The organism is Paracoccus sp. NBH48 (assembly GCF_015390265.1).
Taxonomy (GTDB): Bacteria; Pseudomonadota; Alphaproteobacteria; order Rhodobacterales; family Rhodobacteraceae; genus Paracoccus; species Paracoccus marcusii.
This window is the reverse complement of the sequence record NZ_VUOJ01000004.1, coordinates 445,609-456,895: the sequence shown is the minus strand read 5'-3', so window position 1 is coordinate 456,895 and position 11,287 is coordinate 445,609. Positions and strand designations below refer to the sequence as shown.

Below are 11,287 nucleotides of genomic sequence, written 5' to 3'. Positions count from 1 at the left end.
CGCCAGGCGGTGCGCAGCCCCGCCGCGGTCGGGCCATGACCGCGGCCGGAAACCCCCTCTATGCCATGCTGTTCGGCGACCCGGACACCCAGGCGCTGTTCACGGCCAAGGCCGAACTGGACGCGATGATCCGGGTCGAAGTCGCGCTGGCCCGGGTTCAGGCGCAGCTTGGGGTCATCCCCCCCGATGCCGGTCCGGCCATCGCCGCGGCCAGCCGTGGCCTGCTGATCGATCCGGCATCCCTGGCCCAGGCCACCGCCCGCAACGGCGTCCCCGTCCCCGCCCTGGTCCAGGAGATGCGGCGGCAGATGGCCGGCGATCCCGCGGCCGCGCATCTGCACTGGGGCGCCACCAGCCAGGACATCATGGACAGCGCGCTGGCCCTGCGCCTGCGCCCCATGCTGGACCTGTGGGGCGCCCGCCTGGATGCCGTTTTGACCCAGCTGGCCGCGCTGGCGGATCGGCACGCCACCCTGCCCATGGCCGCGCGGACCTATGGCCAGACGGCGACACCCACCAGCTTTGGCGCGGTCGCGGCCAGCTGGGGATGGCCGCTGCTGGATCACGCACAGGATCTGGCACAGGTTCGCGACGCGGTGCTGCGCGTTTCGTTGTCCGGGGCGGCGGGCACGCTGTCGGCGATGGGGCCGCAGGGCGCGGCCGTGCGGGCGGGCCTTGCGCAGGCGCTGGACCTGTCGGATCCCGGCCACGGTTGGCATTCCGACCGTTCGGGGCTGGGCCGGCTGGCGGACTGGGCCGCGGCGGTGGCCGTCGCCCTGGCCAAGCTGGCCGAGGACCTGCTGCTGATGACGCAGTCGGGTCTGGCCCTGGTGCGGATCGAGGGCGGGGGGGCATCCTCGACCATGCCGCAGAAGCAGAACCCGGTCGGCCCTTCGGCGCTGGCGGCCCTGGCGCGGCAGGTGATCGGGTTGGCATCGGTCTTCGGAGCGGCGGGAGTGCATCGACAGAACCGCGACGGCGCGGCGTGGTTCACCGAATGGCTGACCCTGCCGCAGATCTGCGTCAGCCTTGGCGCGATGCTGCGGCTGACGCAGGATGTCCTGGACCGGCTGACCCCTGACCCACAGGCGATGGAGCGCGACCTGGGTGGCGGGTCCGGCACCATCCATGCCGAGTCGCTGACATTCGCGGTCGTGGCCGAACTGGGCCTGGACCGGGCCTCTGTCGCAGGCAGGGTCGGTCGGCTTTGCGCAACCGCCCTGGCGGAGGGCCGCGACCTGCTGGACCTGGCCCAGAAGGAATGGCCGGACCGGGACTGGGCCGCGCTGGTCCGCGCCAACGGTCTCGGCCTGGCCCCGCAGGAGGCCCGCGCCTTTGCCGACCGTCAGCAGACCCGTATGCCCTAGGCGTCGGCCTGTCGGTCTGGCGGCAAGGTGAACAGCAGGCGCACGACCAGCGGTCGTCGCAAGGCCCGCCGTGGCTGGCGTTTCCGACGCGACCCAATCGCGGCGGGCGCCCTTCCCTGTTGAGATGGTCATGCATCATCCCATGCCTGGACAAACCCCGGCTGCCAGAGGTCATGCCGGGGTTCGGCAGCCGGCGCCCTAAACCAACCTGCGCGCTGCCAACGTCCCCGTCATCGCGTCGCTATGGCGAGGGTCCGACTTACGATCAGTGAGGGGTCTGCAAGCAGCTGACCATGCCCCGATGAGGGAACGGAAACGCCCCTGGCAACGGCTCAGGCGACGCGCATGCTCTACCAAGCCCAGACCGTCCGCCCTGTGCCGCGGCTGTCAGCCCCCCATCGCCCGGGCCGCGGATGCTGCGACACCGTGCGTCAGGAAATACTTCACGGCCCTGAAAACATTCCGCCCGCTGCGCGTTACCTGCCCTGAACGACCAAGACCAATCACACCCGGAAAGCGGAAACGATGAACCAGAACACGCTCTTTCAGCCCTATGACCTTGGCCCCCTGCGCCTGGCGAACCGCATCGTCATGGCACCGCTGACCCGCAACCGCGCCGCGGAGGGCCTGGTGCCCGGACCCCATGCGGCCGAATATTACGCGCAGCGCGCGACCGCGGGGCTGATCATCGCCGAGGCGACGCAGATCTCGGCGCAGGCGCAGGGCTATCAGGACACGCCCGGCGTCTATACGCCCGAACAGATCGCCGGATGGCGCAAGGTCACCGATGCGGTCCATGCCAAGGGCGGGCGCATCTTCCTGCAGCTGTGGCATGTGGGTCGGGTGTCGCATGTCGACGTGCAGCCGGGCCGCGCGGCCCCCGTGGCCCCCTCGGCGATCGCGGCAGAAACCAAGACCTTCGTGAACGGCGGATTTGTCGAGACCTCGACCCCGCGCGCCCTGCGCCTGGACGAAATCCCGGGCATCGTCGACGATTTCCGCCAGGCTGCGGCCAACGCCATCGAGGCGGGCTTCGACGGGGTCGAGATCCATGGGGCCAACGGTTATCTGCTGGACCAGTTCGCCAAGGATGGCGCCAACAAGCGCACCGACGCCTATGGCGGCTCGGTCGAGAACCGCGCCCGGCTGATGCTGGAGGTGGCCCAGGCGGTCGTGGCCGAGATCGGCGCGGACCGCACGGGCATCCGCCTGTCTCCGGTCTCTCCGGCCGGCGGGGTGTCCTGCAGCGATCCGCAGCCGCAGTTCGATCATATCGTGGACGGGGTGGAGGCGCTTGGCCTGGTCTACATCCACATTGTAGAGGGCGCGACCGGCGGCCCGCGCGACGTGGCGCCGTTCGATTTCGACAGCCTGCGCCAGCGGTTCTCGCGCACCTATATCGCCAATAACGGCTATGACCTGGACCTGGCGACGAAGCGCCTGGAAGAGGGTAAGGCGGACCTGTTCGCCTTTGGCCGCCCCTACATCGCGAACCCCGACCTGGTCGCGCGGATGAGGGCCGGCGCCCCCCTGGCCAAGCCCGACGAGTCCACGATGTATGGCGGCGGTGCCGAAGGCTATGTGGACTATCCCCCGATGGACGCGACGGCCGATCAGGCCTGAGTCCCCTCCGCGGCGCCCCATGACAGGGCGTCGCGTCGCACCCGATGGACCGGCCCGATACAGGGCTGGTCCCTGTCATGCGACGCAGTTCATTGGATGGCGGGACAGCAGGATGGCAGCTTAACCACTTCGCAACGTCCCCCTATCTAAGATGAGTTGGCCCGATCACGGCGGTGAGCATGCCCCGCCAGTTGGCCTCCACTGACCATAGATAGTCGATACCGCCTGGGTGGGGGGGCGCATCCGACTGAAACCATAATGGGGCGTCCGGGCCAGCGCAGCCCCTGATTCCACGGCCTATCAGCGGCCCGGTGTTGCAACTGTCATGACCTGAGGGATGGCCCCGGCCATTCGATGACCGGCCTTTTGGAAGACGCCCGGCGATCGACGATGCAGTTCGGCGCATCCAAGCTCTCGACTGCACGCTTCCTGCAAGCCTCGCGTGGCATAGCTGTCCTGCAACGACGAGGCGGATGACGGGACAGACGGTTTGGCTTGGGATCGGGTTTCTGGGGCAGGCGCTGTTCAGCGCCCGTTTCGTCATCCAGTGGCTGGCCAGCGAACGGATGCGACGCAGTGTCGTCCCGCACGCGTTCTGGTGGTTCTCGCTGGCGGGCGGGGTCACGCTCCTGGCCTATGCGCTGTGGCGTGGCGACCCAGTCTTCGTGCTGGGCCAGGGGCTGGGGCTGTTCGTCTATCTGCGCAACCTGATGCTGATCCGCAAGCATCGCCGGACGGCCGCGGCATGAGGATGCGGCCCGTCCTGTCCGCCACGCTGCTGTTCGGGCTGACCGCGCTGACGCTGATCCTGCTGCGTCCGCTGATGCCCGTGGACGAGACGCGATATGTCGCCGCCGCGTGGGAGATGCATGTCGGCGAGTCGCCCTGGGTTCCGCATCTGAACGGGGCGATCTACGGGCACAAGCCGCCGCTGCTGTTCTGGCTGATCAACCTGGTCTGGGCGGTCGTGGGCGTCGATGCCTTCGCGGCCCGGCTGGTCGGGCCGGCCTTCGCGACGGCCTGCGTGGCGATGACCGGGCTGCTGGCCTTGCGGCTGTGGCCGGACAGGCCGGCGCGTGGCGGGGCCGCGGCGCTGATCCTGGCGGTATCGCCGGTCTGGCTGCTGTTCGGATCGACCACCATGTTCGACGCGATGCTGACCGCGGCCACGCTGCTGGCGATGATGGCGCTGTGGTCCGCGGCCCGCAGGCCGCGGCGCGGGACTTGGGTCGCCTTGGGGATGGCCGTGGCCCTGGGCGTCTATGCCAAGGGGCCGGTGATCCTGATCCACGTGCTGCCCGTGGCGCTGTCGATGCCGCTCTGGGCAGGGCCGGACCGCCCGTCGGCGCGACAATGGGCGGACGGGCTGGCGCAGGCGCTGGCCGTCGCGCTGGTGGCGGTCGGCCTGTGGCTGGTGCCCGCGCTGATCCTGGGCGGGCCCGAATACCGCACCGAGGTCCTGTGGCGGCAAAGCGGCGGGCGCATGGTGGCATCCTTTGCCCATCGCAAGCCCTGGTGGTTCTATGCCGCCCTGCTGCCCGCGATGATCTGGCCCTTCGGCTGGACCGGGGCGGGGTTTGGTGACCTGCGGCCAAGGCGGCTGTGGGCCGATCCCGGTACGCGGCTGGCAGCGGTCTGGGCCATGGGAGCGTTCGTCGCATTCTCTGTGATCAGTGGAAAGCAGGCGCATTACCTGCTGCCGGAACTGCCCGCGCTGGCGCTGCTGCTGTCGGGCGGCCTGCCCGCGCGGCGGTGGACGCGGCGCGACCTGTGGCTGGCCGCGCCCGTGATCGGGCTGATCCTGGCCTCTCTGGCGGCGGGCGCAGGGTTCATTCCGGCGCTGGCACGGCTTGGCGATCCGCTGCCGTTGTGGTCGCTGGCCTTGGGCGGGCTCTGCGCGCTGACAGGGCTGGCGGCGTTCCTGCGGCTGCGGGCGCCGGTCATGGCGCTGGCCGCGCTGCCGCTGGCGCTGGCGCTGATGATCGGGCTGCATCTCGGGCTGAGCCCGCTGCTGTTCGCCCGCTATGACATGACCGATCTGGGCCGGGCCGTGGCGCCCCATGATACCGCAGGCATCGCCGTCACCGACGGCACCTATCATGCGCAGCTAAACTTTGCCGGACGGCTGCTGAACCCGGTCGCCCACCTGTCCGACGACGCCGTTGCGGGGTGGCTGCGCGACCATCCGGGCGGCGTGCTTTTGGACCAGACGGACCGGCCCTTCCCTGGCATGACCCCTGTCCTGCGGCTGCCGTTCCGCGACAGGACCTATACCCTTCACCGCTCACAGGAGGTCGCGCCATGACGCCCGACATTTCCGTCGTCCTGCCCGCCCGCGACGGGGCCGGCAACATCACCTCCCTGCTGACCGGCATCGCCGCCACCCTGCAGGACCGCGCGCATGAGATCATCGTCGTCGACGACGCCTCGCGCGATGGAACGCGAGCGGAACTGGCCGCGCTGCAGACGCGGCTGCCGCAGCTGCGGGTGATCTGCCACGACCGGTCCTGCGGGCAGTCCGCCGCGATCCGCAGCGGGGTCTGGGCCGCGCGCGGGGCGCTGATCGTGACGCTGGATGCGGACGGTCAGAACCCGCCCGACAACATTCCTGCCCTGCTGGCGCCCTTTGCCGGGGGCGACACGGCCTTGGGCCTGGTCCAGGGCCAGCGGGTGGACCGCCGCGACCGCCCGTCGCGGCGGCTGGCCTCGGCCGCGGCGAACCGCATCCGCAACGCTCTGCTGCGCGACGGCGTGCGCGACAGCGGCTGCGGGCTGAAGGCCTTTCCGCGGATGGTTTATCTGGCCCTGCCCTATTTCGATCACATCCACCGCTTCATGCCCGCCATGGTCGCGCGCGAGGGGTTGCGGGTGCAGACCGTGCCCGTGACCCACGCCCCCCGCGCCTTCGGCCGGTCCAAATACGGCAATTTGCGGCGCGCGGCGGTGGGCATCGTCGAACCTGCTGGGCACGGCCTGGCTGATCCGCCGCCGTCGCCTGCCCCGCACGCGCGAACTGGCCCGGTCCGGAGCCACCGACCTGAGGGGCGCAGCATGAGCCTCATGATCACCGGCTCTGCAGTGTCCATCGGCATCACGGCCATCCAAAGGCCCTCTGCGATGCCCATGCCATTCGCCTGAACGTGCTTGGCGGAGAGGTCCGCATCACTACCGGCCGCCAGATACAAGAGCGCGGCTAGCCCGCGGGGTAGGATTGAATGGTGGTGATGCTGGACAGGGGCTGCGCTGCTGGATGCTGAGTTGTTGGTAGAAACCGGGCTGCGGATTGGGCGCGCTGGTAATCCTCCCCATCGTTAAGGGGGTTTATTCGTAGAATTTTCTCGTAGCGTGAGCTGAGGAGATTCGAATGAGAAAGACCCGATTTACCGAGCCGCAGATCATGGCTGTGCTGCGCCAGGCCGAAGGCGGTGTTGCGGTGCCGGAGCTGTGCCGAGAGCATGGGATCAGCAGCGCGAGCTTTTACAAATGGCGGGCGAAGTATGGCGGTATGGATGCGTCCATGATGAGCCAGATGAAGGCGCTGGAGGATGAAAACCGGCGGCTGAAGCGCATGTTCGCGGACCTGAGCATGCAGGCCGACCTGCTCAAGGAAGCTTTGGGAAAAAAGTGACGCGGCCAGCTCAACGCCGCGAGTTGGCCGCGAGGGCGGTGGCAACGAAGGGGGTCAGCATTGCGCTGGCCTGCCGCACATTTGGGGTCAGCGAGACGTGCTTTCGTTACAGCCCGAAGCGCTGTGCCGAGAACGAGACCATCGCGGATCTTCTTGAGGGCCTGACCAAGGCGCACAGAACCTGGGGCTTCGGCCTATGCTTCCTGTATCTGCGCAATGTCCGTGGCCATGCCTGGAACCACAAGCGCGTTCGCCGGATCTACTGCGAACTGGAACTGAACCTGCGGATCAAGCCAAGGCGGCGCATCAAGCGGCACAAGCCGGACGTGCTCTCGGTTCCAGACGCGCCGAACCTCGTGTGGTCCATGGACTTCATGGCCGACCGTCTGGCCGATGGTCGCCAATTCCGGCTGCTGAACGTGCTCGACGACTTCAACCGCGAGGGTCTGGGCATTGAGGTCGACTTTTCGCTTCCGGCCGAGCGCGTGGTTCGGGCGCTGAACCAGATCATCGAGTGGCGCGGCAAGCCCATGGCCATCAGGGTCGACAACGGCCCGGAATACATCAGCGCAACCTTGGCAATCTGGGCCGCAAAGCAGGGCATTGTCCTGACCCACATCCAGCCCGGCAAACCGCAGCAGAACGCTTACGTCGAGCGCTACAACCGCACCGTCCGCCATGAATGGCTCGACCTCTACATTTTTGAAACCATCGCGGAGGCACAGAGTATCGCAACCGACTGGCTCTGGACTTACAACAACGAGCGACCCAACATGGGCATCGGCGGCATAACACCCGCACAGAAACTGAAAATGGCTGCGTGAGTTCTACGACCAAACCCCGTTAAAACGGGGAGGATTACCCGACGAGGCTGTTCTGAGGATACAACAGTCTGAATTTGGCTCGATTTTTTCTCAAGGCACACAAAAAACACTCACCACGGGAAAAAAATTGGGTTCTCAAAGTCGCGCCTCCTTCGAGAAGGTCGCGCGCATCGCATCAGCAGACGATGCAGCCGTCAATCGGACGATCTGCCGAGCTTTGGTTGAATCGGGCTTAATATCAAGCTTTGATGTCGAAGTAGCGTTACCCGGCAAATATGCCGTCCGGTCTGACATTTTGGCTCAAACCGAGGGCGGGCCAATACGCATTGAGATGATGTGGCGAACAAGGACAGGTCGCGCGGACATTGCCAACTACACACTCAAGAAGCTGGAGGTATATGGAAAAGCTATTGGTCTTCTTGATTAAACGTGCCGTTCGCCGGGTAGGGATGCCCCTGCCCGGCAGTTAACTTCAAGCCTGCAGCGACCTCACGCCGACTTCCCCTTCCTCCCGGGACTTGATCGCTGCCACGGCGGCGATGCTGCCTGCGGCCGTGGTGAAATAGGGGATCTTGTCGTAAAGGGCGACGGCGCGGATGTCGCGGCTGTCGGCGATGGCCTGGACGCCTTCGGTCGTATTCAGGACCATCGCGATTTCGTCGTTCTTGAGGCGGTCGACGATGTTCGGGCGGCCTTCATAGACCTTGTTCACGCGGGTAGATGCCACGCCCTGCGCATCGAGGAAATCGGCGGTGCCCGAGGTCGCGACCAGATCGAAGCCCATCGTCACCAGGTCGCGGGCGGCCTGCGCCAGGGCGGGCGTCTTGTCGGCATCCTTGACGGACAGGAAGACGCGGCCGGTGGTCGGCAGGTCGGTGCCCGCACCCATCTGCGCCTTGAGGAAGGCGCGCGCAAAGTTGCGGTCCCAGCCCATGACTTCGCCGGTCGAACGCATTTCCGGGCCAGCAGCGTGTCGACGCCGGGGAAGCGGGCGAAGGGCAGCACGGCCTCCTTGACCGAGAACCAGGGCGTGATCGGGTCGGCCAGCGTCATCGGGTCGGCAAAGGGCAGGTCGGTTTCCGGGCCCACGCCCTCTGGGTAGGGGGCGCGCGCGGGGAAGTTCGACATCGGCTCGCCCGCCATCAGCCGCGCGGCGATCGAGGCAATGGCGCTGTCCGTGGCCTTGGCGACGAAGGGCACGGTGCGGCTGGCGCGCGGATTGACCTCCAGCACGAAGATCTCTCCGTCCTTCAGGGCGAACTGTACGTTCATCAGGCCCTTGACCTTAAGCGCACGGGCCATGGCCGTGGTCTGGACCTTGAGTTCCGCGACGGTCGCCGCATCCAGCGTGTGGGGCGGCAGCGAACAGGCACTGTCGCCCGAATGGACGCCGGCCTCCTCGATATGCTCCATGATGCCCGCGACATGGACGGTCTCGCCGTCGCACAGGGCGTCGACGTCGACCTCGATCGCACCGGACAGATAGCTGTCCAGCAGGACCGGGCTTTTCCCGCTGACCGTCACGGCCTCGGTGATGTAGCGGCGCAGGTGGTCCATGTCGCGCACGATCTCCATCGCGCGGCCGCCCAAAACATAGGACGGGCGGATGACCAGCGGAAAGCCGATGCGCTCGGCGATCTCGATGGCTTGGGCGTCGCTGCTGGCGATGCCGTTGATCGGCTGCTTGAGGCCCAGATCCTGCAGCAGGCGCTGGAACCGCTCGCGGTCCTCGGCCAGGTCGATGGCGTCGGGGGTCGTGCCCAGGATGGGGATACCTTCGTCCTGCAGCGCATTGGCCAGCTTCAGCGGCGTCTGGCCACCGAACTGGACGATGACGCCGTGCAGGGTACCGTTCTGCTGTTCGGTATGCAGGATCTCCAGCACGTGTTCGAAGGTCAGCGGTTCGAAATACAACCGGTCCGAGGTGTCGTAATCGGTGCTGACCGTTTCCGGATTGCAGTTGATCATGATCGTCTCGTAGCCCGCCTTGGTCAGCGCATAGCAGGCGTGGCAGCAGCAATAGTCGAACTCGATCCCCTGGCCGATGCGGTTCGGACCGCCGCCCAGGATGACGACCTTCTTGGCGTCGGTGGGGCGGGATTCGCATTCCACGTCGCCCATCGCGGGCGCCTCATAGGTGGAATACATGTAGGGGGTCTGGGCCTCGAACTCGGCCGCGCAGGTGTCGATGCGCTTGAACACCGGGCGGATGTCCAGGTTGCGCCGGGCGCGGCGCGCCGTGGTCTCGTCGGTCTTGGTCAGATGGGCCAGGCGGGCATCGGTGAAGCCCATCATCTTGATGCGGCGCATCCCGTCGGCATCGGTCGGCAGGCCGTTCTCGCGGATCTGATGCTCGACATCGATGATCTCGCGGATGCGGGCTAGGAACCACGGGTCAAAGCTGGTGACGCGGTGGATCTCGTCATCGGACAGGCCGAACCGCATCGCCTCGGCGATGACGCGGATGCGGTCGGGGGTGGCCTTGGACAGGGCAGCGATGACGGCGGGCTTGCCCTGCTCGGACGCGCCCTCGATGGCAATCTCGTCCAGGCCGGTCAGGCCGTTCTCCATCGAGGCCAGCGCCTTCTGCAGCGATTCGTGGAAGCTGCGGCCGATCGCCATGACCTCGCCCACGGACTTCATCGCGGTGGTCAGGTCGGGCTTGCTGCCCGGAAACTTCTCGAACGCAAAGCGCGGGATCTTGGTCACGACATAGTCGATGCTCGGCTCAAAGCTGGCGGGCGTGACGCGGGTGATGTCGTTGTCCAGTTCGTCCAACGTGTATCCCACCGCCAGCTTCGCGGCGATCTTGGCGATCGGGAAGCCGGTGGCCTTGGAGGCCAGCGCGGACGACCGCGACACGCGGGGGTTCATCTCGATCACGACCATGCGGCCGTCGGCGGGGTTCACTGCCCATTGCACGTTGGAACCGCCAGTCTCGACGCCGATCTCGCGCAGGACCGCGATGCTGGCCGTGCGCATGATCTGGTATTCGCGATCGGTCAGGGTCAGGGCCGGGGCGACGGTCATGCTGTCGCCGGTATGCACGCCCATCGGGTCGATGTTCTCGATCGCGCAGACGATGATGGCGTTGTCGTTGCGATCCCGCACGACCTCCATCTCGTACTCCTTCCAGCCCAGCAGGCTTTCGTCGATCAGAACCTGCGCCATGGGCGAGGCGTCTAGGCCCGACCGGACAATGCGTTCGTAATCGTCGCGGTTATAGGCCACGCCGCCGCCGGTGCCGCCCAGGGTGAAGGCCGGGCGGATGATCGCGGGCAGGCCGATCTCCTCCAGCGCGTCCATCGCCTGGCTGACGCCGGCATTGATGTCGTATTTGCCCGATGCCAGCTTGGGGGCGGCGATGATCGTGGCCTTGGGATTCTCCAGGCCGATGCGGTCCATCGCCTCGCGGAACAGCTTGCGGTCCTCGGCCATCTCGATGGCGCTGCGCTGCGCGCCGATCAGTTCGACCCCATAGCGGTTCAACGCGCCGCTGTCGGCCAGGGCCAGCGCGGTGTTCAGCCCGGTCTGACCGCCCATCGTCGGCAGCAAGGCGTCGGGGCGCTCCTTGGCAATGATCTTTTCGACGATCTCGGGGGTGATCGGCTCGATATAGGTGGCATCGGCCATTTCCGGGTCGGTCATGATCGTCGCCGGGTTCGAGTTCACCAGGATGACCCGGTAACCTTCCTCGCGCAGCGCCTTGCAGGCCTGAGCCCCGGAATAGTCGAACTCGCAGGCCTGCCCGATGACGATGGGCCCTGCCCCGATGATCAGGATCGACTTGATATCGGTACGTTTCGGCATGGTTCTGGCCCCCGGGCTGGTCGTGCATCGATCGC

Annotated in this window: 6 protein-coding genes and 1 pseudogene; 6 read left to right on the top strand and 1 reads right to left on the bottom strand. The window is 66.9% G+C overall.

Features of this window, described 5'->3' with window-relative positions:
* The first annotated feature begins 35 nt into the window (after window positions 1-35).
* From F1642_RS09085 to F1642_RS09060, 6 genes are all read left to right on the top strand, one after another.
* Window positions 36-1,367, top strand: coding sequence for a lyase family protein (locus tag F1642_RS09085; protein ID WP_194886044.1), 1,332 nt, complete (start codon window positions 36-38; stop codon window positions 1,365-1,367).
* Window positions 1,368-1,892: 525 nt separating this feature from the next.
* Window positions 1,893-2,990 (top strand): alkene reductase, encoded by a 1,098-nt coding sequence (locus F1642_RS09080; protein WP_194886043.1) that lies wholly within the window; start codon window positions 1,893-1,895, stop codon window positions 2,988-2,990.
* Between the two features lie 473 nt (window positions 2,991-3,463).
* On the top strand, window positions 3,464-3,739 hold the full coding sequence (locus F1642_RS09075) for a lipid-A-disaccharide synthase N-terminal domain-containing protein (RefSeq protein ID WP_139599840.1): 276 nt from the start codon (window positions 3,464-3,466) through the stop codon (window positions 3,737-3,739).
* Complete coding sequence (locus F1642_RS09070) at window positions 3,736-5,295, top strand: glycosyltransferase family 39 protein (protein ID WP_194886042.1); 1,560 nt, start codon at window positions 3,736-3,738, stop codon at window positions 5,293-5,295. Before F1642_RS09075 ends, F1642_RS09070 begins: the two co-directional genes overlap by 4 nt.
* Window positions 5,292-6,128, top strand: coding sequence for a glycosyltransferase family 2 protein (locus F1642_RS09065; protein ID WP_255522307.1), 837 nt, complete (start codon window positions 5,292-5,294; stop codon window positions 6,126-6,128). The genes F1642_RS09070 and F1642_RS09065 overlap by 4 nt, the downstream gene beginning before the upstream one ends.
* Before the next feature lie 226 nt (window positions 6,129-6,354).
* Window positions 6,355-7,442 (top strand): IS3 family transposase gene (locus F1642_RS09060; protein WP_139599857.1). Its coding sequence is split into 2 segments (ribosomal slippage): window positions 6,355-6,604 and window positions 6,604-7,442, totalling 1,089 coding nucleotides; the frame shifts between segments, so codons are not numbered across the junction.
* Between the two features lie 472 nt (window positions 7,443-7,914).
* Here F1642_RS09060 and carB read toward each other — a convergent pair.
* Window positions 7,915-11,252, bottom strand: a pseudogene (gene carB, locus F1642_RS09055) (carbamoyl-phosphate synthase large subunit).
* Between the last annotated feature and the right edge of the window lie 35 nt (window positions 11,253-11,287).